We start from the raw sequence: 25,537 nt of genomic DNA, 5'->3' as shown, positions 1-25,537 counted from the left end.
TCTAATAACTTTTGAAGTTATAAAAGTTGTTTTTTACTTCAATAATCCGTTGGGATCCCTTTTTTATCTGTTAGATTGTAGTATTCATCATATAAACTGTCCAACAACTTCCATTTTTCTTCATTACTTAAATCTTGGATAGCTTCTACTACATCTTCCGCAGTAAGTTCAATTTCATCAAAAGTCCTTCTTATTCTAATTATTCCATCTCCCATATTCATCGCTCCTTAATTTGATTGATAAGAATTTATCCCTTCGATTATACTGATTATTCTGAAAGTAAAAAAGTTTTAATTTCATTTTACATTTCTCTTCTCCTCTATATAAGAGATAGAAGAAACTCGGTTCATCGACAACTTATGAAGGATGGTAATATCGATTATAAAATAGTTGGTATATTCGACAAAGAGGAGGAAGCGAGAGACTTTGAACTTCGACTAATAAAGAAGTATAAGCAATTAGGGCAAGCAAAATTTAATAAACAAGTTAATTAAGAGCTTGACGATTTTGAGGAACAGAGGCATAATAGTCAGTAATCGTGTTGATTGAAAAAAAGAATAATTCAATAACTGTTGTGGTTGTTGATTTCATTATATGTACGTTGTTTTTTGGGACTCAAAATCGTGTTCCTTTTGTGTGAGAGTTCGTTTCAAATATTGGGATTGATAATCTGATAAAATCGAGACTTCAACAAAAATGTTGGAGTCCTTTTTGAGTTTTGATCCGACAAAAATAATCAAAAATCGTGTGTGTAGTAGGTAATAGTAAGACGAAGGAGAGAATTAGATATTTACAATTACATTCCATAAATTGTTTATTTTGTGGAATATTAAGTAGATAAATAACTTGGGATGATGCCAAAATCAAAATTTTATCAATAGTTGATGAAATGGTCAGGGTTAATTGAATATGAATACACTAGCAGATGCTTAAGAGTTATTTCAACTTTATCAGTATATAAAGCAGTAAAGCATTGTTGAATTATATATTTTAATGAGCGAATATGGAAAGTACCTAACGAAAATTGTAAAATTATATAAAAAAATTATTTGTAGAGTAATAATGTCAGTATGACCATAAGCATACTAGATAATTTTTTCTTCATAAAGAGTTTTTAATAGTTATGGTGCAATATACAATGTTACTGACAATCGTTTTTGGTTAGAAACACCAATTTTTATAAGGTTAGGCGGGCTCTTATGTGGGGTAACATAAGAGCTTGTTTGCATGATCTACCTATTTTTATGTACAATAGGGATAAGAGATGATATAGACAGGGAGAGGAAACCCATGTCCACTAAATTAGTAAATTTACGTATTGATTTTGCTTTTAAACAGTTATTTGGAACAAAAGGAAATGAGGAAATATTAACTGGTTTCTTAAATGCAATTTTAGAGGAATCTTTAGATGCACCTATTACATCACTACAACTAGACGATCCACATCTCCATAAATCTTATGAAGATGATAAATTATCAATTTTAGACTTATTAGCAACGCTAGATAATGGAACGCAAGTAAATATTGAAATTCAGCTTCGAAATACACATGATATGGTAAAGCGATCTTTATATTACTGGAGTAAACTTTATACATCCCAAATGCAAGAAGGCATGCCATATCGTTCACTTCGGAAAACCATTACCATTAACTTACTGGACTTTATTTTATTTTCTCAGGATGATGCATTTCATACCATCGGACAATTATGGAATACTAAAATGCAGCAACTCCTAAGTGACGACATTGAAATCCATTTTGTAGAGATACCGAAATTGGTAAAACAGTGGCGTGAAGAAAAAGTAAGCCCGTGGGAAAATACATTTGTTCGTTGGATGTTATTATTACCAGCGCATGAAGATGAACATTTAACTCAAACATTGGAGGAGATTGCGATGAATCAAGATCCAATTTTACAAAAGGCAATAAATAAATGGGAAAATATGAGCCATGATTCTTCTTTCCGAACAGCATATGAAGCTCGAGAGAAATTGCTTTTAGATGAACAAGCTAAGTTAGCGCATGCAGAACAAGAGGGCATGGAAAAAGGTATTGAGCAAGGTAAGATGCAGATGATCCGAGGAATGCATGAAATTGGTGTACCACTTGAAACTATTGCAAAAGCAAGTAAGTTGAGTGTGAAGGAAATAGAACGTATCTTAAATCTAAAATAAATATATGTGAGTATACAGAACTCATGAGAGAAAAAATTAGACGTTCATTATCATATACGGTTAATGGGAAAGCATTGCTGAAGATTTCAGCAGTGCTTTTTCTATATTATTTAAGGCAATTGATCTTTTGTAAAAAAATCAATCGCCTTTTTACGATTTAAAAATATTTTAACTTTGTAATAAAGGAACCTAAATCATAACCTGTTTTTATTATAACTATAGCTGAAATCACAGTTAATGGATATTTAATATATGGATTGTTGAGGAATTCCATTATGTTTTTCATATTCTAAACCTCCATGGCATTATTTATATCATTAAATTTATTATCTCTTATATAATGATTAATAGTCAATATAATGTAAAGAAAGATACTTAATTAGCGGAGAACTAAACAAAATAATGGATAACAAAACAATCGTACTTTTTATAAAAATTACATAGTAATTCACAAGGAAAGACTTCATTTTAATCAAACTTTATGTCAATTACTCTGTTTCAATAATGGCAAAATAAATATCATTGTAAACTTGATGTACGCAAATAATAAACCTGTTAAAAAGCAATAACATCATTTCAAAAAACTTTAGAAACCCATGGTAATAATTGGTGTAATTACTCTTTATCCTGTATGATAAAAATGGAAATATTCCAATATTTTTATAGTCAATAATTGACTTAATAGAAGTAGAAAAAATTATTGATAGAAACGAAAAGGATGACCAAAATGGGAAGAAAAAGGAACTGGCATGGCATAGACCGTGTTTTTGTTAAAGATTTAAAATATGAAATAGGATCGCCTGAATCTCATGCACTATCCATACATAAAACTAACTTTGAAGATTGGGAGTTAGAGTTAAGTGCCTATGAAGAAGAATTATATTATTTTGAAGAAGCAAAACAAAAACAGGAACCTATAGAATTTTCTATTTATATCCAATATATGAATCGTTTAACAGGAAAAGCGATAGTGAAAAGTATTGAAGAAAATACAATTGTAGTAAAAGGAATTGCTGTTTTATATGGTTATAGATATGTATCATCACTTTGAAAATATTTCGACCTTTAAACAGAATAAAATAAACAAATTAAGGGGTATGTAAGATGGGGAAATATGTGAAAGACCAAAAGGTAGTTGCATTTACACTAGAAGGATTAGCACCATGTACAGTTGTAAGAGTAGGTTGGATTTTCATTATGGTACAAGTAGAAGAAACGAAACATTTATATTCTGTTACAAAGAAGAAGTTAACTCCTATAGTGGAAGAAGCGCACTATTTAGTAGAAGAGAGTATTGATGAAGACGGTGTATTCGATATAGGTAGATTGTTTGCTAAAATAGAAGCAGAAGACATGGACCTTGCAAAGAAATCATTTGAAGAAAATGAAGAATTCAAGAAATATGAAGATTTTCACTCTCCATCAGAAGGGAAATTGTATGATGGAGAGTACTATACTACAATCAAAACAGGTAAAGAGCTACTAGAACAATACTTTAATCGAGAAGAGCTAGAGCGTAATGGTACTCATTAAATTAGATGTGAAAACGGTAAAAGGTTAAATCTTATTTATGTTAGGTATATAGACAAGAAAATTTATATTTGATTATTGGGAGGACAAAATATTGGATTTGGTAAACAAATTTTTAAACGGTTTGAAAGCAGCATTATCAACAGCTGATCTTGAAGCACTAAATAAAGCATACTGTGCTACAAAAGGGGATATTGATATATTAAGAACGAAATATCCAAATTGTCCAGAATCATTAATCTCATTACTGAAAAATATCGATGGTACATATTGGCGGAAATATGGAGAACACGAAGTCACGGTATGTATTTTAGGTTCAGATGTTGAAGAGTATCCATATTATTTGCTTTCTACACAGGAAATGATCGAAAGTTCAAAAGAAGGAGAAGACGTCTCCTATCTTTTAGAATACCAAGATGACGAGGATGCTGTTGACCCTAAGATAAATCCAGAAGGACTTCTCCCTGGCACGTACATTCACTTTTCAGATTGTATGAACAACGGTGGAACATCAAAGCTGTATATTGATTTTAATCCTTCTGAAGAAGGGGTATGTGGTCAAATAATTCGTTTTTTACACGACCCTGATGAATATGAAGTGATTGCAAACAGCTTTGATGAGTATTTACAGAATCTAATTGATGGTAATTTTGATTTTCTAGATGAAGAAGAATCCGTAAAGGATGTCGTAAACTATACTAATTTTGATGAAGAACATCAGTTAGGTAAAAAGTAATGAGATATAAAATTACTTTAGGTATTATACTTGGACTGATATTAGTATGGGCTGTAACTACAAATAGTAATGTTGATAAGATAGAAGAGGGATATACACATCGATTAGACTTTGAAAACAAGCTAAAAGAATACTCAAACGGTATAATTGAGATTGAAGATTCAAAAATAGAACATCGTGATAAAGAAAACGATAATATTTATAGAGCAAACTGGAAGGGTTTTGAATTATACGCTAAAATGGGTAAAAGCGATTGGGTATCGAACTCCGTATCAGTTACAACAAAAAAGAAAGTATTTGAGGATAAAACTTCATATGAGCAATACCATAAACTAATGGAATGTGTGATTCGTCTTGCAGACCCTAATCTAACAATAGAAGAGATTGATAAGTTAATAGCTAAAGGGGGAGACGAGAACGAGTCACCAAACACATATGATTTCGGATATGATAGATATGTAGGGAAAGATAAGACAAATCAAATTAGCTTTACTATAACGGATAGAAAATAATTCAAAGTTGTTACTGATCTTCTTCCGATAATCTTTCAAGCAACCAATTTATTTTAATAAATTGGTTGCTTAGTGCGACTTTTTTTGATTAAACTTTATTTCAAATTAACAGGTGATGTGTTAAAACGGTGCATTAATTGAGTTGTCCAAACATATATATCCAAATTTGATCCAGTTTTATAGTTTGTATTACTAAGACATATCTCTTGTATTGTTAGTCTTGTAAAAGAGAATATAACAAACAAAAAAAGTATTCCATTAAAGGGCCAGATACTGAAGTGGTTATATTAAATATAATTGGGTTTTGTTGGAAGGTTATGCGAAAATTGCGTATAATTATATGAGACTACTAGAAAAATTAATGAAGGATATTTAAATGCATAAGTTTGCTTTATTTATTATCTCTTACGTGAAATTAAAATTTATTTAGGTGGAGATTTGATGGAAGAATATGTTAATATTTTAAAGACTTATAAAGACTTATAAAGACTTATAAAGATGCTATTTATGTAACAAAAGAATCAAGTGTGACGCCATGTAGTGAAGTAAATAAGTGAAGAAAACTAAAGTTTTAAAGTGAGGTGTAAGTATAAATGAAGTTAGAAATGATTTAAAACAACAAGGTTTTGAATTTGTTGCAGATGTAGGGTTATTCGTGTTCTTAAGGATGAATATTATTAAGAGGGGAAGAATCTAATCATGCAAATTAGTAATCAAAAAGTTGAAGATTTTATGACCAATCCTATTAAAAAAATATCAACTTACAAAACTGCTAAAACAAAAGCAGAAATGTTAGAGAAAATAAATGGATTAGAACCGAATGACTGCTTTGCTGTAACTTATGATTCATTTGATGATGAATATAAAATTTGGTGTGGTAATCGACCGTATGGATTTTTTGAGAATGAGATTTTAAAACGAAATGATGAAATAATCAAGTTAATTAAACAGGTTAACAGGCAAAATGAAATTATTGATTGTTTGTTAAAAAGTGGAGAGGTAAAAGAGCCAAAAATAGAAAGAGTGTCTTTATTAGATGAGGGCAGAGTAGGTTACTTTTTAACTGAAGAAGAATATACAAAGCTTTCTAGTTATTTAGGGGAAATTAATCAAGCATCCAATCGACATAAAAAGTGAGGTTTTCAATATCGAAATTGGTTGCTATATTAATGACATATTCTTTTTTGTTGTTTATGAGATTTTATTATTTGCAGGATTTAGGAAATGATGTTGCTAGTACCATAGTTCCTGACTTTGCCCTGAATATAGGGTTTTGTTTATCCTTTATATTTTTGATTGAAGTCTTAATGAAGGGTTTTCTTGATATAACCAAAAGATATGAAAAATAAAAAGTGACTGAACATTTCGGAAACAAAAAGAAGAGTTAACTTAATATCAAATATAGAAGCACAGCGTAGGTATGAAGAGTGGGTAAATCAAGTTACAGAAGATGTTTTTGAAGCCTTTGAACCAATTTTAAAGGCATGTAACAATTGGCATGAGGAAATCTTTAATTACTTCGAACACCCTATCACAAATGCTTATACAGAGTCTTTAAATAGTCTTATTCGTGTTATGAACGGTATGGGTCGTGGATATAGTTTTGAAGCTCTACGTGCAAGAATATTGTTTACAGAAGGTGTGCAGAAAAAAGCTAAACCACTTTATCAAAGAGAACACTTCATTGCAGAACACTCTATGAATGATTACATGCCTTTTCCAATAATTGAAATGGCATGTAATTACGGGGCTGACATATCAATCATTCCGGAAACCTTTTTATATAAATCCTGAAAATGGCATGAGGGAACAAATTTTAGCCAGTCTTTCAGATTTTAATAAAATAGCAGTCGGAAAGCTTGAATCTCCAAATGAAATCTTAGAGCGTGGGGGTAACTTAAATGAGCTAGGAAAGCACTTAATTTATATAAATATGGAACGAGCTGTTGCTCGAAAATTGATTGATTCAATTAAGAATCATGCAGAAAAAATAAGCTGTATTGATATAAAAGAGGGAGCTTCAGAGCTTCTGAATTTTATAGAGAATTGTGTTAAGGAAAATAAAAACTAAGGGGGATTTCTATGTTTAAGAAAATTGAAGAAGTACCAATGCACCATCGTATACATTCAGGAGTATATAAGTTTAAACTTCCATACTTTACAGGTCAACCCATATTCTTGGAATCAGAAGAAGGTGAGGAACGTGAGGTACAACAATTTCCTGTAGAAGTTTATGTTCTTACTGATAAAGATGTAGCAAGCGGAATCGGTGCAAGATTTGTGATATATGGGAATGATAGTCGGCCAGTAGGAGATCGTTATGCTCAATTGGCAACAATATTAAGGAAAGCTTACTTTACAGCATTATTTATACCGGATGTTCCCGAAAAAATAAAATGGATTGAACATCGAAATGCTAAAAATACAGTTCTAAATAGAGAAGAAATAGTAGAAGTCAAATTAGAATGGGATAAAAAATCGGCTTCTTATAGTTTTGTAGGACAAAGCTTCCTAAATAGTATTTTTGATTGAAGTATTAAACGGAGGACTTTTTATGAAACAAAATCAAAATAGTTTCTATGGAAAACCAATTACCAAATATCCCTCTGTAACATTAGAATGCAAGGATGTTGAAGATGGGTTTCATTTAAATATCGGCGGTGTATATGTGTTTTATGCGGTCAGTGGAGTTACTTTGTATGTGGGGATGTCTACAAATTTAAGAGGGCGTATTCTTGAACATTTACAGGGTAAAAGCGAGGGTACAGAGCTTTTAAATCATTATTTCCATCGGATAAAGGTGTATCTTATAGAAGACGAAAATGAAAGAGAAGCATATGAGTATGAATTAATAAATGAGTTACTTCAACTATTCAATGTCGCAGGAAATGACAGTATGCATAGAGATTTTCTAAGTCGCCTTCGTTCATTTGTAAAAGAGATTATTTCAGAACAAGAACAGAAAATCAAAGCCCTTGAAAAACCGAGGGATGAAGAAATAGATATATTTGATTTAGCAGAACAGCAAAAAAGAAAAAATGAGAAAATTGATTTATATGACTAACTATAGATTGAATTGTGGTAAAATTTAGATAAAACATTAAGGGGGAATTAATTATGTTCGGTAAAGAAGATATGCCATATAAACACAATGATAGCCAAGAGTATAAACAGTTAATAAGTGAAGCGTATAATAAATATCCTGAAAATCAGTTAGACGCTTTAAAATATGTTAAAGAAAAAGGTGGAGTACACAATTACATTACTTTCTTATTAGAAATAACGCAAAGTGAACTTATTCATGAATCTTCAAAATCATCTGGGGAACAAAATAAGTATGAGTTTTCAGCAGGACAGCTTGAGTTTATGTTAAGAGGATTTTATGATGCAGTAAATCATATGCCAAATGATTTACCTCATGGCGTCTATAATTATATCTCTAATAGAAGTGAGGACTTTTTGTTAAAATGTTTGGAAATAAATGCTTCAAACAAGGAAATTCAAAAATAAAACATTTCTAAAAAACTAAAGTTTAAAAGACACATACTCTGACAAGAGGTGTGTCTTAATTTATATATATGAAAGGTGATTTTAAATTAAGATATTATTATCATGTAGGTGTTGGCAGATTTCAATAACCTTTTCTCTTGATAAACCTATTTCTTTAAATATACTTTCGTCACATATTTCAAGCTTTTCTAACCATTCAGGTGTTACACCAGTTTGAGGTACCCACATTCCGAGAAATTTAAATGACATCAATTTCACCCTTTTTATTTACTTCTTTTTCCTGCATCAAATACTTCATCTAATATCTCATCTACTTTTTCAGTATTATTTAATAGTGAAATCACGCATATCACTGTCCTTTCGCTTATAACATGTAGTATTACGATTTCCGCAAAAGGAGGTTTTTATTCAAGTATGGATGAGAAGGAGATTAAATTTACGGTTTCAGAGGAAATATATGACCAGTTGGTAGAGATGGTAGGATATCAGAATTTCAGGAAAAAATTAAATGCTGAAGAAAAAGTGGATCTAGAAATATTGGTCAGAGGAATTATCTTGACGTTTTTAAAAAAGATTGAACAAGCCACAGAAACTGAAGAGATTAATGTAAACTATTTAAAAATTTTAGCTTCTAATACAGATTATCCATTACGTAACAAATTGAAGCAGTATCTCAAAAATATCGGTATGAAGCAGGCTGAATTAGCTACTATAACCAATATAAAAAAGGGGAATATAAGCTTGATAGTAAATAATCATGTTCAGCCGTCACTAGAAGCGTTCTTTAAAATATGGGCTGCACTACAATATCCACCAATTGAGGAGCTATTCTATCGGGATAAGGATTAGAGTAGTTTTTATTTTGTCCTTAAGTTTTAAATTTAAAACTTTTTGATTTAATTTTAAAAATAAATGACATAAAACCAGGCACAGGCGTAATAAGTTTTACCAAATCCGAAATAAAAAGGTGGCATGACAAAATGACTGGTATAGGTTTTCTTTTAATGACGGTCTCAAAGTTTGGTATAGCGGGCGCTTTTACAGTTGGTGTTACGAAAGCTATAGACTATTTTCATACTTTTGATAAAAAGAATAAGAAACAGGCAAAGTCTAAAGTGTCAGCTCCACCGACTCATGACTATGAAGCGATCAGGAAGGAGCTTAACGAAGAGAATGTATAGTAGTTAATTATTTTTTAAATGGGGTGTACTTATGTTAGAGCATCAAAGAACTGATGAAAAGCAAGGTCATCCATTTTCTGTGAAACAAGTGGGTAACACATATAAAATAAAATTTCATCACAGTCAACCCGAATATCAGGGTGTTGAAAAAAAGTTTAATGAGCAACTACAGAAAGTCCCTTTTCTTGTGAAAAATCTAAAAAGGGAAGTGATAAACTGCAAAAAAAAGAAAAGGTACCAATGGTTAGAGTTAGCCAAAAGAAGTGTGCCGCTGTTAAGCAGTTTTCTAATATACGCATCTCCGGCTGCTGCTCAAACAGTATCCAAAACTGCCGAAGCAGTATTAATGCCGGCAGAGATGATTCAAATATTACTAGCCATATTAATGAGTTGTATCATAATAGCAGTCGGAATTGCGCTAGTAGGTTCCGTATTGGCAGGAGTGTGCCGCATGTTTCGAAAACACAAGTTTGCTCAGGAATGGAGCAACGATATCATTCGCGGGTTAATTCAAGTATTATTAATGCCACTCGCTATATTTTGCATCATTTTATTATTCCACTCCATGTTTGGAAATCTAGAGTGGTATATAGATCCCGCAAGGTACTTACCTACATTTCAAGAGGCTTTGGAAACCTTATTCCCTATGCAACCTTAGCAACTACTTTCCTAATGTTTCATGTGAAAGAAGCTTATGCGATGGAAAGTGCTGCTGAACCTTGGGCGCCATTTGAAGATAAATTTCAATTCAAACTACCAAGTACATCAGAGGATCCTGCTCCCTTTTCATTTATTCCTGGAAGTAATTACTTTAATAGTGTTAGTACATTATTAACAGAAATTAAGTCAAAAGTAACAGGGATATCAGATGCAATTGATAGTATTGATTTGTTTATAAAAAATCTTCCTCAACACATTTATAATGGCAGTGTAACTTTATTAAATGAAATTTTTGAGTTAGTATCTAACGTTTTGTTAAAGCTACCGGCATTTCTGTTCGAAACAACAATTATTAAAGATCAGACACTTGTATTTTTCACTATTTCATTAATTTTAATCATGATTTTATGTACTATTAATTCGATAAATATGATGCTTCGTAAACCACACACACCTATACGAAAAATCCTTCACAGAATTCCTCTTGCATTATTACTAACTGGTGCTGCTCCTACACTTTTTGCAAAAGGTTTCTCCTTATTAAATCTATGTTCAGATGCAATTACTGGTATTGGTGTCAGTGAAATAAAAGCTGGTGAATTAGTGTTAAATGGATCTTTAAGTGTAATTAATTTAATTGCACTAATAGGTTTTGATTTACTACTTATTTCTACACTAATCCCTGTTTTATTAAAAGCTGGAAGGCGATGGTTTGATTTGATGTTGCTTGTAATAAGTACTCCATTAGCACTATGTACATGGATATTCGATCAACATCGGCATTGGTTTAACCTATGGTGGAAAAATGTTAAGCTGTTGTCTTTGATACAGCTTATACATGCAACATTTATTACTTTTATGGCAATAGTTCTATTTGCTACAAGGGGACTTATAGAACCTAATATGATTTTATTGAAAATTTTATTTATAATTGGTGGCTTCTATAGAGTTGCGAATCCTCCTGGGTTTTTAAAAGGTTTCCAAGATAATGGAGATGATGTGTTTTCAGTAGGAAAATCGTTAAAGAGTCATTTTACAAGAATACCTTTAAAAGGAACAGTAATGAAGCTATGGAAAAAAGGGAAGAAAAAATAAGTCGAATTGGGGGATCGGTGATGTTTTTTAAACATTTCCAGCGTAGATTTACTTCTCAAGCAGATGTTTTATTACCGACAATCTATTCTATCAATAATTTTGATGAAAACACGGTTAAATATGTTTTAAATTGTGATGTGAATACAACAATAGGTTTTGAGAAAATCATTTATAAAGAAGGTTGTAACAACTATTTATCTACACCAGTAGGAAATAACTTTGAGATAGTTCAGGAGCAGATAGATAGTCATTATGTTTTAGAACTAATCAGTGGTATGAACCTGTATGAAGTGTCTTTACAAAAAGGGAGTATATTTCCATTGAAGAATGACAAAGGGATATTTCAAAATATACAGGATGTACTGCAGGAAAGAGAAAAAATAGTGATGCAATTTTTAACTCAGAAAGAGGATAGAGCAAAAGAAGACCTCATAGAGCAATACATTGACTATTTATCTGGAATAGCGAATCCATCAGATGCTTTGTTTAAACGGAAGTTCCAAAAATATGTTTATCAATTATTTGAAAGTATGAACTATCCATTAAATAAAAATTCTCAGGTGAAGGATATTGAAGCAAAAATAAAGGAGCCGCTATATCAATATCAATTAATCATTGGGATCTACGCTGAAGACACTTCAAGAAAAGACTATTTGCAGCATGTAATTGCTAATTCATTAGAGAAAGTAACTTATTTTAATCGCCTACACATGTCTCCAATCGAAGGAAATGAGGATGTTATAGACGGTATAAAAAGCAGAAAGATTCATGTGAACCAAAATAAACAGTATATAAGTGAGAGTGAAATTTTGTCTTTGGTTGTACAGCAGGAGAGGCAAGAAATTAAAAGAGATGTAATTGGAACGAATGAATGTACGGTTAATAACCCTACAAGTAATTCAGGCACAAATACAGTGTACAGTTCCGACTTTATGGAAAAAGTGGTTGAATTATTACCTTATACAAAAGAGGAACGCAATGCTCGGTTAGAAGCAGATGAGAATACATTAAAGATACTAAATGTTATGAGAGAACAAAATATCATAAAAGAATCGTGTGAAATTATCAAAATAGAAGAAGGGTCTACAATTATGCATGTAACCCTTTCAATTCCTTCTAACGTTAAATTTAGAGACATAAAAAAACATGTAGAGGATATAAGGGTAGCGGTTGGTTTAGAGGACCTACAATTATCATCTGCTTCAGAACTCAACTCAATTATGTTTAGTTTTCCAAAAGAAAAACGAAGTGTTGTTTACTTAAGGGATATCTTAAGCAGTTCAGAGTTTTTAACGTTCTCAAAAGAGGCGAAATTACCTTTTATCATTGGTTTAGATGGACATGGAAAGCCCCTCTATGAGGACTTAACAGATACCTTACACATGTTAATAGCTGGAGCAACTGGAAGTGGGAAAACGTATTTTTTAATAGGAGTAATTTTGTCATTATGTTTATTGAAAACGCCGTATGATTTGCATTTTTATATTATAGATCCAAAGCGTATCGATTTTAAGAAATTTAAGGATTTCCCACATGTTCAAAAAATAGTTACTGAAGTTGAGGAATCAACAGCTGTCTTAGCTGCAGTAACTGAGGAAATGGACCGAAGATATGCATTGATGGAAGAATACGATATAGATGATTTAGTTGACTATAATGTATTACCTGATGTGGAAAAACTTCCGTATATTGTTTGTATTGTCGATGAGTTTAGTGATTTAGTCATGCAAAACCCTGATGTGAAAGACTATATTGTGCGAATAGGTCAAAAAGCTAGAGCTGCAGGTATTTATGTGATTTGTGGCACTCAAAGACCGGAAGTTAAAGTTGTAGACGGTTTGATCAAGGCGAATTTACCAACGAAAATTGCTTTTAGTTGTGGTAGTTATCATGACTACAAAACGGTTTTTGGAAGTGCACCAGGTGTGAAGTTACTTGGTAAAGGAGATGCTTTATTAAAAAGCCCTGTCATGAGCGAAGAATACGTAAGGTTTCAAAGTCCTGTAGTTGACTTATCTAAAGGAAAAACTAAGGATATATTGCAAAATATATGTGATTTGTTCCCTTATGAACGTCCAAACAATGGTTTAAACATAAAGCCATTACCAACACCATATGAGCGGATAAAGTCTTACATTATAGAAACAAGGGATACGGCAGTGACACGTGTAAAACAGGAAATGAAACTAGATGTGAATGTAGTTCGTAATATTATGGATCAGTTAGTTGATGAAGGTTTACTTATAAAAACAGGAAAAGGCAGATTTAAACTATTAGATGAAGTAGATGAAAAAAGCACGAAAATCCATTGATTATTTTAAGACAATTAAAGGGGGATTTTATTATGAAAAGTTTTGTCTCATTTACTTATAATGCTCCTGGGTGTTTTCGAAAAGAAAAAAAACATTTTGAAGATAATGTGTTAGCAGAGCGATTCGTATATTCTTTAATTGCTCAATCAGTTTCAGCACTTTCTAATTATGAAGTAGAGAAATATATGCAAAGTGAAGAAGAAGAATTTGAGAAAACAATGGAGTATTTCTTCGATACAGAAGAGGGTTTTTATTTAGATTTATTAATTGAAACACCCATTCAAAAAAGAGAATTGAATAGATTAATAATATAACTCAGCTTTGCTGAGTTTTTATTTAATACAAAAAAGAATAATGAAAAATTAAAGGTGTTTTCACTAAACTTAAGCAATAATACTTGTATTGTATTTCCGGAGGCAAAGAAATAAAGGATCTACTAGTATACTCGCTAGAGAGGAGTGAAGGGAACTCTAATTTAATAACTGTAGAAATTTAGCCTAAAGGAATCTTATAGAATTAGTGGTTAGGATACTAGTAAGATTTGCTCTTTTGATATATCACTAGAACACATATATTAATCTTTAGTAATTATTATAGCGAAAATTAATAATTTTTGGTTTGCAATGTTGTTTTTGGAGTGATATATATCTTGGAGTTGATGGGCACAATATTACTCCTGCTTTTTAACTCGAAATAATATATGTAATTTTGCATATTGATAATTAACTTATTCACAAACTATAAATTTTGTAGTAATCTTGGCTAAGTGATTTATTGGATATCATTTACTTTTTTATGTGATTTATGGAAATATCACCTTTAGAATTAGAGTTATATTTTTGAATATTCGGTAAAAATATAACGTATAATTTTATACTATAAGGAATTAATGCGCCTAATATTTTTAAGTTATAAATGTATTTTCAAATAGAGAGAATGCATTATCGCGCAAATTTTAGAGGGATTTATTTCATGTATCATAAATTCTTAATATAACGTAAAAAAGGTTCAAGGGGTATTTATTGCAAATAAGTATTAATGGAAGGTGAATTAAGTTGGGACAATCGTTATGTAACCAAGAAAAACAAGTAGCTATTCTTATTGCACAGGGTTATAAAGACGTAGAAATTGCACAAAAATTATATGTTAGTAGAAGAAGAGTAGGAGTTATTATTTCATCAATTAAGTTGAAATGTAGAATATCTTCTCGAGTTCACATAGGAATTCTTGCCTATCATCGTGGGTGGCTAAAATTTGAAGAAATTATGGGGAATGATGATTATGCGCAAAAGAGTGCCTTATATTGAACAAATGGAGCATAGCGAGTGTGGATTAGCTTGTTTGGGAATGGTGTTAGGCTACCACGGTTATTATATAACGTTATCTGAATTAAGGAATAAATTTGGGACATCAAAAAAGGGGACCTCTCTTTATCATTTAATAGAGATGGCGGAAGAAACTCATCTTAAAGGAAAGGTTTATAAAGCAGATTACGATGCATTAAGTCAAATTCCATGCCCTGCAATTCTTTTTTGGGAAAATAAACATTATGTTGTTCTTGAAAGAATTAATAAAAATAATATTTCTATTGTGGATCCTCTTAATGGGAGGCGGAAAGTAAGTCCGGAGATATTTAAAAGTTCTTATTCGGGATATGTTTTGAAGTTTGAAACAGATGAAAAATTCGTTACGAAAAAGAAAGAATTAAAACTCAACTTTCTTTTACAACATATTTTAATGCATAAAAATATACTAATCAGTATATTGTTGGTGGCATTCCTATTACAAGGTATTGGACTAGTAATTCCTAAAGTAACACAATGGATTGTTGATAAGGTTATTATACCTAATAATGCAGAATACATAAGTATAATGGGGATAGGTGTAATTGGTCTATTTTTATTTTACCAGGTATTCTCTATTTTTCGAGGTTATTTAATTACTATCCTTCAAACACGAATGGATTCCTCACTTATGTCAGCATTTATTTCTAAATTATTTAGTCTTAAATATTCATTTTTTGAAGCTAGAACAAGTGGAGAGCTTATATACCGAGCTAATTCAAATGTAATAATTAGGCAAATTCTCTCTTCGCGTATGATTGCTTTGATTATTGATATGATCTTAATTATTGGATATGCAATAATGATGTTCTATATACAATGGAAATTAGGTTTGTTAGTAGTATTACTATGCAGTATTATTACAGGTATCACGCTACTAAGTACTCGAATGATTAAGAAATTATCAGATCAAAATCTTGTTGTACAAACCAAAACACAGAGTTACTTAACAGAGAGTATTCATGGAATTTGTGATATTAAGATTCTAGGTGCCGAAAAAAAAGTTTTTAATCAATGGCATCAGTTATTTCATAATCAATTAAAAGCTTCTCAAAAACAAAATTTTCTTTCTACTACTCTAGAATCTTTTAGTAGTGGAATTCAATTTATTACTCCACTTATCTTACTTTGGTTAGGCTCAATATTTATATTAAAAGGGGAATTTACAATAGGAGAACTTCTTGGATTTTCGGCCCTTGCTACCTCATTTATGGTGCCAATTGTTTCTATGGGAAACACGTATTCTCAATTGTTACTTTTAGGCGCTTATATACAGCGTTTACAAGATGTAATGGAAAGTGAATCAGAGAGTACAGATGGATACAAGATAAATAATATTCAAGGCGAAATTGAATTTAAAAATGTATCATTTAAATATGATCGTTTTGGAAATGAAGTTCTTTCTAATATTAATTTAAGGATAAAAGCAGGAGAAAAAGTAGCGATTGTTGGCCAATCTGGTTCAGGGAAAAGTTCATTAGCTAAGTTATTGTTAGGATTATATTCACCTACTAATGGACAGGTCTATATCGATGGCAGACTATTAGAGGAATTAAATCTACATGCATTACGCAATCAAATGGGGGCAGTTTTGCAAGAAGCTAGTTTAACTCATGGGAGTGTAATAGAAAATATTCAAATTTTAGATAATAAAATTTCCTTAGAAAAAGTAGTTAGTGCAGCAAAAATTGGTGATATTCATGAGGAAATCCTAAAATTGCCCATGGGTTATTATACTATGGTATCTGAAGGTGGTAGTAATTTTTCAGGTGGTCAAAAACAGCGTCTCCTTTTAGCGCGTGCTTTAGCTAATGATCCTAAAATACTAATTTTAGACGAGGCGACGTCAGCCTTAGATAATCTTTCTGAATCAAGAGTTCAACAAAACTTAAAAACATTAAACTGTACGCAGGTTATCATTGCCCATCGACTATCTACAGTGCGAGATGCAGATAGAATTATTGTATTAAAGGATGGAGAAATTCAAGAAATGGGAAATCATGAAGAGTTGTTGAAAAGAGAAGGCTTTTATCATCAACTTTATAAAATTCAAGAGGAGAAAAAAAATGAAGAAGTGGCAATCTAAATTAGGAACTATAATTGTAATTTTAACTACTATTTTTCTTTTTACATTTACTTTCAATAAACCAAGTAATGCAGAAAGTGAAAAAGACCAACTATTTGTTTTTACTGATTCAAATGCTTCAGAAGAAGTAAATCAATTTCTTAAGAAGAAATATCCAACAGTAAAGCGGACAGTAATCCCAGAAATTGCAATGGTTAAGCTGGAAGATTCAAATAATAATGAACAGCTTATAAAAGCTAGTAATGATATTAAGGAAAGATACCATAATAAAATTGAAACCACAGGACCAGAAAGTAAGATAATAGATTCTAAAGAAAATACTTTGAACCCTATAGTTCCAAAAGATGAGATTATGCCAACTATTGTTCCAGATATAGAGGAAAAGGCAAGTTTATATCAAGTATTGGGGTGGGATATAAAGAAAATCACTGAAGATGGAAAAAGTTTTAAAAGGCAAAAAGGTAATCATAATGTCAAAATAGCTATTATTGATAGCGGTATTGATTTTAATCATCCAGATTTAAAAGAGAATATTATTTCTAAAGGAAAATCATTTGTTCCGAATGTAGAGAATATGGATGATCATATGGGGCATGGCACTATGGCAGCTGGTTCTATAGCTGCTAATGGGAAAATGTTAGGAGTTGGACCAGAGTTAGGGATTATACCTTATAAAGTAATGGATAATTGGCAAGATGGAGCTGAATCAGCTTGGGTTACACAAGCAATTATTGCAGCTACAAAAGATGGAGTTGATGTTATTAATTTAAGCCTAGGGACATACAAGTCACTGGAGAAACCAGAAGATCGAGTAGTAGTAGAAGCTTATAAACGAGCTGTTAAGTATGCGCATAAGCATGGAGTTATTGTTGTGGCTAGTGCAGGAAATGAAAGCTTGGATAATAATAACCCAACCCTTATCGCAGAAAAACGAGGGTTTTCTGGAGATAAGCAAGTGCATCTTCCTGGCGGTGGACTTTCATCATTAATTACTGTTTCAGCTACTGATAAAAATGATCTACTAGCATCTTATTCAAACTATGGTGGAGTTACTGTAGCAGCTCCTGCTGGAGATTATGGACCTGATTGGGCTACTCAGCAAAAACTAGATCCGTTTTCAATGACATTGACTACATATCCTACTAATCTACCACAGCCACCAATAAGCAAGGCTTTAAACTTGCCTGAAGGTTATGTTTTAATGTCGGGAACTAGTGTTGCAGCCCCAAAGGTATCTGGAGTTGTTGGTGTCCTTATTGCTGAACAACAAAAGAAAGGACGAAATTCCCTGAAATTAGCTCAGTTAAAAAATATATTAAAAAAGAGTTCAACTGATTTAGGAGCCCCTGGTAAAGATGCTGAGTATGGGTATGGTCTAATAAATGCGAATAAGGCTTTAGAACTGATTAAATAAAATAATATATTTGGTTTGTATATAATGTAAACCACGAGTAAATAGGGTCTTTTTCGATGATTTTCGAAAAAGACCCTATTGTAGTTTTAAAGTGTATGTTACATAGTTGAAAATCAAATTTATGAAAAAAATTCCCTAAATAATAAATATGCAAATTTGCGAACTATAAATAAAAGCTATTCTTATATAAAATATTGTTTGTAGTTAACATTAAGGGAGGAATTACATTATGAATCGTAATCAAATTATTGAAGGATTAGCAAAAAATCATCCAGCAGGTGAAAAACTAGTAGAAGTATCAAAAGATGAAATTACACGTGTATATGGTGGAGGAGACGTTCAACCTGAAACAACGCCACTTTGTGTTTCGACTATTTGGTATGCGAATGGGATCACTATTGGTCTTGCCCTTTCTAGACAAAGTTGCTAGTTTTAAATTCTAAAAATTGATTTAAAGAATCGCCTGGTTTTCTTATTTTTAGAAGGCAGGTAGTTCTTTTTAATTTTTGGATATTATCAGTTTGCTCAAAATGAAAAGACACTTATATGAGCTATATATTAAGGGTGAAAATGGAAGAAAAGTATATTAAAAAAATAAAAATTGCAAATTTGCGAACTATAAATAAAAGATATTCTCATATAAAATATCGTTTGTAGTTAAAATAAAGGAGGAATTATATTATGAATCGTAATCAAGTTATTGAAGGATTAGCAAAAAATCATCCAGCAGGTTCAAAGTTAGTAGAAGTATCAAGAGAAGAGCTATCACGTATTCATGGTGGAGGGGATGTTCAACCTGAAACAACGCCAATTTGTGCTTTTGGTAGCGGAGTTGCATTAGGTCTTTCACTTTCAAAAATCTACTGTTAATAATTGTACATAGTAGAGTAGCAAAAACACCATAATGTAAATGTATATAATTTACATTATGGTGTTTTTTAGTGTAAGGTTACTCAAAGAACATTAAGCTGAAATGGAGAATTGAGAAAATTGAATCCCAATACTAACATAAAATCATTAATTTCAAATACTTTGTTTAAATCTTTATCTATAAAAGAACGGATTGAATTAATTGATAAGATTGATACAATTCATCTAACTGAAGAAGAATTTCAAAAATATCGTAATGAATGGAAAGCAGCAACATTATTGAATGATGATTCAATGAAAAAGAGATTTCAAGCGGAACAGTTAGATGAAAAGCTTTTTATCAGAGTATTAAAGGCATCCGAAAATGAAGAATGGTTGCAACAAAATAAAATAGAGCCACCTCAAAATCCTATATGGATGAATTGGTTGGATGAAGCTTTAACTCTCCATAGAAATGAAGTGTTAAATGAGCCTGATCAATTACATATAAGTTTAGCATTCCGTCCGTTTATACTCTGGGCAAAAAATAGATTTAATAAGTTTTATAAAGAGCATCCTTTACTTTCAGAAAAAATGGACTGGGATAAAGTACAATCATCAATTTTATATAATTTAGTTGAAGGTCTAACTAAAATAGGTGCTAGAACTATTACTTTGGAACTTTATATTGCAAAGCAATTAAAAGAATTAACTGGTGATACCTCTAAAGAAAGGTTTGAGTCCTTTGTAAGAACTAAATTAATGGATTTTGATTCTCTTGAGTTTATATATAAAGAATATCCTGTTCTTTCTAGAATTTTAATGATACGCACAAATTATTATGTCAATGCAATAACTGAAGCATTGACTCGTTATGAAGAAGATTGGAATCAAATTAATCAATCTTTAAAATTTGAGGTGTCACCTCTTCAATCTATAATTGTTGGATTGGGAGACTCTCATCAACAAGGGCGATCTGTAATGAGATTTAAGTTTGAAGATAATACAGAGATATTATATAAGCCAAAGCCTTTAACTGTAGCAATTTATTTTCATGAACTTTTAGATTGGATAAACAAAAAAGGATTTACACCAAAGCTAAAGGGGTACAATATATTAAATCGTAAGGATTATGCATGGGAGGAGTGTATTAAAAACCAAGAATGTAAGACGCAGAATGAGATTGAAAACTATTATAAACGTCTAGGTGGATATTTAGCTATTATACACTCTGTGAATGGTACTGATTTCCATAATGAAAATATAGTTGCAAATGGTGAATTTCCTACATTAATAGATTTAGAAACTATTTTTCACCATCCTGCTAAATTAAATATTAATTTTACAGCAGAAGTAGAAGCGAAATATAAAATTGCCGATTCTGTTCTAGGTACTGCGCTACTTCCACACTTATACTTTAAAAACGCAGATGGTTATGGTATTGATATTAGTGGAGTAAGTATAACTAAGCAGGAAGAATTGCCAATACCTATACTTCAACTTGAAAATGAAGGTACAGATGAGATGCAGTTTGTGCGCAAAAAGGTAAAAGCAGAAATAAATAATAATAATAATGTACCAAAGTTAAATGGGAAAGCAGTAGGAGCAGCTTTACATGTAGATTCTATTATTGAAGGATATAAACATGTAGCTCAAATTATATATAATAATAAATCTGAACTTCTGAATGAAGACGGCCCTATAGCTAAATTTAAAGATATAGAAATTCGAATTGTAGTAAGGCCGACTCAATATTATGGGAATTTTCTTTTAGAAAAATACCATCCAGACTATATGAGGGATTGTGTGGAGCTGGAGAAATTATTAGATCGAATTTGGTTTACTATATTAGATACACGTCAAATTCCATTTGAGAAAAAAGATTTATTCAATGGGGATATTCCAATTTTTACAACAAAACCTGGGAGCAGAGATTTATTTGCAAGTTCTGGTGAGAAAATTGAAAATTACTTTGACCAATCAAGTTATGAAATTTCAGTTGAGCGTATTAAAAATCTAACATTAGAGAGTATTGAAGAACAATCAAAGTTGATTGAAGCTTCTGTGTCCAGCAATTTAAAAGAAAAAATTATTATTAAAGAGGCCACATATCTAAAGGAAGACTTAAAAGAAATCAAAACAGATATATTTGTAGAAGAAGCGAAAAATATTGGATATAGTTTGATGGAACAAGCTATTCATGGTTCCTATAATGATTCTACTTGGATCGGTCTGGGTGTTAACTATCATAACCAATGGCAAGTTGCTGCCTTAGATAGAGGATTATACAATGGACTAAGTGGTATTGCGATGTTCCTTGGCTATTTAGGTAAGGTTTCAGGTGAGAAGGATTTTAATAGGTTGGCAATGCAAACAATGGAATCAATTTTACAACAGCCAATTCAAGATAAATCATTTGCTAGCGCATTTCATGGACAGGCTTCTCATTTATACGCCCTTTCTCATTTTGATGCCTTATATGGTGAAAATCAAAAATGGAATTTATATATTCAAAATTCGTTAAATAATATAGAGAAAAATGTAAAGAATGATAAATTTTATGATTTACTGGGTGGAAGTGCTGGAATAATTCAAGTCCTAATAAATATTTATGAACAGTTTAATAATGAACAGGCACTTCATATTGCTCAGGAATATGGTAATCATTTACTTGAAAATAAAATAGTTACAGAAAAAGGAATTGGTTGGCCGGATCCTTCAAGCCAATCCATGTTAGGTGGATTATCACATGGAACAAGTGGAGTAGCTTGGTCATTATTAAGATTGTATAAGCAAACTTCCAAACAAGAATTTTTTGAAACAGCAATAGAGGCAATTCGATATGACCGTTCTTTATATAATTCAAAAAAATGTAATTGGGCAGATTTAAGGTGTTCACAACATAAGTCTAGTGAATTTTCTGCGGCATGGTGTCATGGAGCTACTGGAATTGGTTTAAGCCGTCTTTTATATTTGCCTTATATTAAAGACGCATTATTACAACAAGAGATAGAAACTGCAGTATCTACAACTGTAGATACTGGAATGGGACGTAGTCATTCTCTTTGTCATGGTGATTTAGGGAATTCAGAATTATTCCATGTAGCAGGAAAAGTATTAGGACGCCCAGAATGGAATAGAATGGCTCAAGCAGTAGGAATGAATACAATTAAAGAAAAACAAGAAATAGGAAAATATAAAACTGGTGTTGGGCGTCATATTGAAGTTCCAGGTTTATTTATGGGGTTATCAGGTATAGGATATCAATTATTACGCTTAGCTCAACCGAGTCAAGTACCTTCGGTCTTGACTTTAGAAAAACCAATTTAGTATTAATTTAGAAAATAGTACTTAAAATTAACTGCACCTCCAATTGTTAGACAAAGTTTAATAATTGGAGGTGCAGTCTTTTATAATGGAATTGTAAAATATGCGTTAAAAATTATATGCAAAATGTTAAGAATTATATACAAAATGTTAAAAGTAAAATATAATATTTACAGGAGGTGGGGGTAATTGTTAAGCAACCGAATAATTGTTTGTCGTGCTGAAAAAGGTTGGACACAACAAGAATTAGGAGAGAAAGTGGGTTCTAGTCGTCAGACAATAGCTTCTATGGAAAAGAATAAATATAATCCCTCTTTAATTCTTGCATTTAAAATAGCCCAAGCTTTTGGAAAGCCTTTAGAAGAAGTTTTTGAATATGAGGAGGAATAATTAAATGGAATTAATAAAATATGTATTAATTTTAATTATATTTTTAGCATTTTTAAGTGAATTATATATGTTTAAATTTCAAAAAAGTCAAGAAGGAAGAGATGAGAGAGGTGTAGAAATTCAGTATAAAACTACTAATTTTTTATACAATACTCTTTCTCTAGGAATAGTTATATTATTTGTTCTTAATATACTTCAATATATTACAGCAGAACAATTTATAAATATCCTTTTGTATTTCTTTATTTCTTTAGGAATCATAAAAGTTGTTTATTTACGTTGGAGAAGAAGCTATTAAACTTAAAAAGAAATAATATACAAAAGCGATTAGATTTAAAAGAAGTATATAAGTATGGAAAGACTGGTGCTAATAAGTATTATCATACTTTATATTCTTGTAATAGTGGTACTTGTCTAATTTATGAGCGTCAACTTAATGTTTTGATGGCATCCACAATGATAAAAACATAACGTTTTTATTCTAAAAGTATTATAGAGTTTTAATCTACTGATTCCTAAAGAAAAAGTGTAAACAGATTAATCCTGTAGTAATATTTTTCAGCTATTTGATGAAGTATTACAGTATGTATCACCACAAAATGTATAAATTTCGCGATGTCTATAAGAATAGAATAAAGAATGTATAATGAAGTACCCATCCAATTATTGTGTGTATCACAATTGGATGGGTATTTTTTTACTCATCCCATAATAGGGGCAAAAGTAAATGCATTAAATAATTAGAGTGTACAGATGTATAAAATGAAGCTTCTATTTATAAGTGGTTCTTCTATTCAATCAGATATGATTGAATATTTTCTTAGTTTTAATAGGAGAAATTTATATACTTAAAGTAAAGGCATACTTTGATTAAAGGGGGAGGATAATTTGGAGGTATTTAATTCGGCTGCTCCTGCACAAACAAATAATGAAGAGTTACCATTTGATATTTCCTGGATTACTGATTGGATTGTAGACTGGTTTGGTTCTTTGTTTAATGGCGGCAGTGATGTAATAAAAGATGGGGGAGATAAAATAGATGGTGCAGTCCATGCGAGTGTGCCTGCATTCTTTGATGTTATTTTCCTTATTCTTTCTGTAGTAATCTTAATATCATTACTAGTTTTTGGAGCTTCTTTATGGTTTAAACATATAAAGTGGAAAAAAAGATCTATATATTTTGGAGTAGGATCCTTCATTCTCATACTACTAATAAGGATTTTACCGGTGTTAATGCTTACAACACGTTCTTTTGATTTTCAAACTTTTATGGGTAATATGGTGGGTTTAATCACTTCTATAATTTTAGGGACAGCTGTATTAATGTTTTTAATATCTCTAGCACTAGGTATGCTTTATAAGAAATTTGAACATCCGAAATATGGGAAATGGAGTTCGAGTTTGAGATATAGTTCAATTTTTATATTTGTAATGACATTAATAGTACCCGCCTTGTTGCGCCATTTATAATCTATGTTTATCTAGGGGAAGGAGGGAATAGTGTAGGTAATTTCTATTATTTTTCAGTCTAATTATACTAGCACTCGTTCTCCTCTAATTTTCTGAATTAAGTCTTAGACATTAAAAAGAATTTTGTTGTACGAAGTTTTGGCAAAGGGGGGAGAGGTACTAGTGACTACTTTTGTTGTCATGGTGAGTATATTCTTAATTCTGTTCGTAATTGGTCCTAAAGCGACTAAGAAAAAAGAAGAAAGAGATAAAATTGAAAAAGAACATAAAGAGAAAATGGAGGCTTTAGAGGAAGAAAAAATTGACTTAGATATTAATGGGACTAAAGTACGGTTGCACAAGAAGCCTAAGCTAAAGAACAGTATCTATAGGATAAAGAGTAATCGGTAGCTAAAATTGAATTGCATTTAAGGGAGAATACAGTGATGGCAGCAAAAAAATAAATCTAGTTTTATATAACTACTAAGGGGGATTACTAATGTTTAATAGAACTAAAGAAGTACCAAAATATCAACAAATACATTCAGGAGTATATAAGTTTGAATTACCATACGTTACAGGGCTATTTATGTCCACGGAATCAAATGAAGATAAGTTACGGGAGGTACAACGATTTCCTGTAGAAGTGTATGTTCTTAATGATAAAGACATAGCAAGAGATATAGGCGCAAGATTTGTGATCTATGGTAATGGTAGTCGATCAGTAGGAGATCGTTATGCTCAATTGGCAACGATTTTAAGGAGAGCTTATTTTACAGCACTATTTATTCCGGATGTTCCTCAAAAAATAAAATGGATTGAATACCGTGTTTCTAAAAATACAGTACTGGATAAAGAAGAAATATTAGAAGTCGAATTAAAATGGGATGAAAAATCGGCATCTTATAGCTTTGTAGGAAATAGCTTCCTCAATAGTATTTTTGACTGAAATACCAAACGGAGAAATA

At 31.3% G+C, this 25,537-nt stretch carries 30 protein-coding genes; 28 read left to right on the top strand and 2 right to left on the bottom strand.

Going from position 1 to position 25,537, the window contains the following annotated elements; all coding sequences use genetic code 11:
* Window positions 1-38 precede the first annotated feature (38 nt).
* A complete protein-coding gene (locus JFU02_RS02890; protein ID WP_179195160.1) occupies window positions 39-215 on the bottom strand; it encodes a hypothetical protein in 177 nt (58 codons plus the stop codon).
* A gap of 1,075 nt (window positions 216-1,290) precedes the next feature.
* On the opposite strand from JFU02_RS02890, the gene JFU02_RS02885 reads away from it, so the two are divergent.
* The 11 genes from JFU02_RS02885 to JFU02_RS31795 all read left to right on the top strand — a co-directional run bounded on the left by JFU02_RS02885 (window position 1,291) and on the right by JFU02_RS31795 (window position 8,463).
* Entirely contained in the window at window positions 1,291-2,175 is an 885-nt protein-coding gene (locus JFU02_RS02885; RefSeq protein WP_201069659.1) for an Rpn family recombination-promoting nuclease/putative transposase, read from the top strand.
* Window positions 2,176-2,893: 718 nt separating this feature from the next.
* Window positions 2,894-3,226 (top strand): transposase, encoded by a 333-nt coding sequence (locus JFU02_RS02880; protein WP_201069839.1) that lies wholly within the window; start codon window positions 2,894-2,896, stop codon window positions 3,224-3,226.
* Window positions 3,227-3,279: 53 nt separating this feature from the next.
* Window positions 3,280-3,708, top strand: a complete 429-nt coding sequence (locus tag JFU02_RS02875) for a hypothetical protein (RefSeq protein WP_201069658.1) — start codon at window positions 3,280-3,282, stop codon at window positions 3,706-3,708.
* Between the two features lie 91 nt (window positions 3,709-3,799).
* Window positions 3,800-4,441, top strand: coding sequence for an SMI1/KNR4 family protein (locus tag JFU02_RS02870; RefSeq protein WP_201069657.1), 642 nt, complete (start codon window positions 3,800-3,802; stop codon window positions 4,439-4,441).
* Entirely contained in the window at window positions 4,441-4,953 is a 513-nt protein-coding gene (locus JFU02_RS02865) for a hypothetical protein (protein ID WP_201069656.1), read from the top strand. Before JFU02_RS02870 ends, JFU02_RS02865 begins: the two co-directional genes overlap by 1 nt.
* Window positions 4,954-5,652: 699 nt before the next feature.
* Complete coding sequence (locus tag JFU02_RS31945) at window positions 5,653-6,090, top strand: hypothetical protein (RefSeq protein WP_242488033.1); 438 nt, start codon at window positions 5,653-5,655, stop codon at window positions 6,088-6,090.
* 219 nt (window positions 6,091-6,309) lie between these two features.
* A complete protein-coding gene (locus tag JFU02_RS02855; protein WP_201069838.1) occupies window positions 6,310-6,747 on the top strand; it encodes a transposase in 438 nt (145 codons plus the stop codon).
* Window positions 6,748-6,754: 7 nt separating this feature from the next.
* A complete protein-coding gene (locus JFU02_RS02850) occupies window positions 6,755-7,024 on the top strand; it encodes a hypothetical protein (RefSeq protein WP_207193676.1) in 270 nt (89 codons plus the stop codon).
* An 11-nt stretch (window positions 7,025-7,035) separates the two neighbouring features.
* Window positions 7,036-7,485 (top strand): hypothetical protein, encoded by a 450-nt coding sequence (locus JFU02_RS02845; protein ID WP_201069654.1) that lies wholly within the window; start codon window positions 7,036-7,038, stop codon window positions 7,483-7,485.
* Window positions 7,486-7,507: 22 nt separating this feature from the next.
* A complete protein-coding gene (locus JFU02_RS02840) occupies window positions 7,508-8,017 on the top strand; it encodes a GIY-YIG nuclease family protein (RefSeq protein WP_201069653.1) in 510 nt (169 codons plus the stop codon).
* 53 nt (window positions 8,018-8,070) lie between these two features.
* A complete protein-coding gene (locus JFU02_RS31795; RefSeq protein ID WP_207193675.1) occupies window positions 8,071-8,463 on the top strand; it encodes a hypothetical protein in 393 nt (130 codons plus the stop codon).
* Window positions 8,464-8,544: 81 nt separating this feature from the next.
* Here JFU02_RS31795 and JFU02_RS02830 read toward each other — a convergent pair whose 3' ends face one another.
* Window positions 8,545-8,712, bottom strand: a complete 168-nt coding sequence (locus JFU02_RS02830) for a hypothetical protein (RefSeq protein ID WP_170828851.1) — start codon at window positions 8,710-8,712, stop codon at window positions 8,545-8,547.
* Between the two features lie 165 nt (window positions 8,713-8,877).
* On the opposite strand from JFU02_RS02830, the gene JFU02_RS02825 reads away from it, so the two are divergent.
* The 17 genes from JFU02_RS02825 to JFU02_RS02745 all read left to right on the top strand — a co-directional run bounded on the left by JFU02_RS02825 (window position 8,878) and on the right by JFU02_RS02745 (window position 25,518).
* Window positions 8,878-9,312: a helix-turn-helix transcriptional regulator gene (locus JFU02_RS02825; RefSeq protein WP_201069652.1), complete on the top strand. Its 435-nt coding sequence runs from the start codon at window positions 8,878-8,880 to the stop codon at window positions 9,310-9,312.
* 131 nt (window positions 9,313-9,443) lie between these two features.
* The gene (locus JFU02_RS02820; protein WP_074651294.1) at window positions 9,444-9,644 is read left to right on the top strand and encodes a hypothetical protein; all 201 of its coding nucleotides are present in this window, start codon (window positions 9,444-9,446) and stop codon (window positions 9,642-9,644) included.
* Between the two features lie 31 nt (window positions 9,645-9,675).
* The gene (locus JFU02_RS02815; protein WP_201069651.1) at window positions 9,676-10,302 is read left to right on the top strand and encodes a hypothetical protein; all 627 of its coding nucleotides are present in this window, start codon (window positions 9,676-9,678) and stop codon (window positions 10,300-10,302) included.
* Between the two features lie 41 nt (window positions 10,303-10,343).
* Window positions 10,344-11,399 carry a hypothetical protein gene (locus JFU02_RS02810; RefSeq protein WP_242488032.1) on the top strand — a complete coding sequence of 352 codons (1,056 nt, stop codon included), beginning with the start codon at window positions 10,344-10,346 and terminating at the stop codon, window positions 11,397-11,399.
* Between the two features lie 20 nt (window positions 11,400-11,419).
* Complete coding sequence (locus tag JFU02_RS02805) at window positions 11,420-13,711, top strand: FtsK/SpoIIIE domain-containing protein (protein ID WP_201069649.1); 2,292 nt, start codon at window positions 11,420-11,422, stop codon at window positions 13,709-13,711.
* Between the two features lie 32 nt (window positions 13,712-13,743).
* Window positions 13,744-14,025: a hypothetical protein gene (locus tag JFU02_RS02800; RefSeq protein WP_201069648.1), complete on the top strand. Its 282-nt coding sequence runs from the start codon at window positions 13,744-13,746 to the stop codon at window positions 14,023-14,025.
* Between the two features lie 741 nt (window positions 14,026-14,766).
* Window positions 14,767-15,018, top strand: coding sequence for a response regulator transcription factor (locus JFU02_RS02795; RefSeq protein ID WP_201069647.1), 252 nt, complete (start codon window positions 14,767-14,769; stop codon window positions 15,016-15,018).
* Window positions 14,966-17,140 (top strand): peptidase domain-containing ABC transporter, encoded by a 2,175-nt coding sequence (locus tag JFU02_RS02790; RefSeq protein WP_242488031.1) that lies wholly within the window; start codon window positions 14,966-14,968, stop codon window positions 17,138-17,140. The genes JFU02_RS02795 and JFU02_RS02790 overlap by 53 nt, the downstream gene beginning before the upstream one ends.
* Window positions 17,121-18,554, top strand: a complete 1,434-nt coding sequence (locus tag JFU02_RS02785) for a S8 family serine peptidase (RefSeq protein ID WP_201069646.1) — start codon at window positions 17,121-17,123, stop codon at window positions 18,552-18,554. Before JFU02_RS02790 ends, JFU02_RS02785 begins: the two co-directional genes overlap by 20 nt.
* A gap of 229 nt (window positions 18,555-18,783) precedes the next feature.
* Window positions 18,784-18,984: a mersacidin family lantibiotic gene (locus tag JFU02_RS02780; RefSeq protein WP_201069645.1), complete on the top strand. Its 201-nt coding sequence runs from the start codon at window positions 18,784-18,786 to the stop codon at window positions 18,982-18,984.
* 251 nt (window positions 18,985-19,235) lie between these two features.
* The gene (locus tag JFU02_RS02775) at window positions 19,236-19,424 is read left to right on the top strand and encodes a mersacidin family lantibiotic (RefSeq protein ID WP_201069644.1); all 189 of its coding nucleotides are present in this window, start codon (window positions 19,236-19,238) and stop codon (window positions 19,422-19,424) included.
* 120 nt (window positions 19,425-19,544) lie between these two features.
* The gene (locus JFU02_RS02770) at window positions 19,545-22,733 is read left to right on the top strand and encodes a type 2 lanthipeptide synthetase LanM family protein (protein ID WP_201069643.1); all 3,189 of its coding nucleotides are present in this window, start codon (window positions 19,545-19,547) and stop codon (window positions 22,731-22,733) included.
* A gap of 186 nt (window positions 22,734-22,919) precedes the next feature.
* Window positions 22,920-23,120, top strand: coding sequence for a helix-turn-helix transcriptional regulator (locus JFU02_RS02765; RefSeq protein ID WP_201069642.1), 201 nt, complete (start codon window positions 22,920-22,922; stop codon window positions 23,118-23,120).
* A gap of 4 nt (window positions 23,121-23,124) precedes the next feature.
* Window positions 23,125-23,418: a hypothetical protein gene (locus JFU02_RS02760; protein WP_098858914.1), complete on the top strand. Its 294-nt coding sequence runs from the start codon at window positions 23,125-23,127 to the stop codon at window positions 23,416-23,418.
* 590 nt (window positions 23,419-24,008) lie between these two features.
* A complete protein-coding gene (locus tag JFU02_RS02755; RefSeq protein ID WP_201069641.1) occupies window positions 24,009-24,590 on the top strand; it encodes a hypothetical protein in 582 nt (193 codons plus the stop codon).
* A 162-nt stretch (window positions 24,591-24,752) separates the two neighbouring features.
* On the top strand, window positions 24,753-24,980 hold the full coding sequence (locus JFU02_RS02750; RefSeq protein WP_201069640.1) for a hypothetical protein: 228 nt from the start codon (window positions 24,753-24,755) through the stop codon (window positions 24,978-24,980).
* Between the two features lie 88 nt (window positions 24,981-25,068).
* Window positions 25,069-25,518 (top strand): hypothetical protein, encoded by a 450-nt coding sequence (locus JFU02_RS02745; protein ID WP_201069639.1) that lies wholly within the window; start codon window positions 25,069-25,071, stop codon window positions 25,516-25,518.
* Window positions 25,519-25,537 lie beyond the last annotated feature (19 nt).

It is taken from the genome of Bacillus sp. TH13, from assembly GCF_016651175.1.
GTDB classification, from domain to species: Bacteria; Bacillota; Bacilli; order Bacillales; family Bacillaceae_G; genus Bacillus_A; species Bacillus_A thuringiensis_S.
Note: the sequence above shows the minus strand (reverse complement) of the source record. Positions and strands in the feature narration are given on the sequence as shown.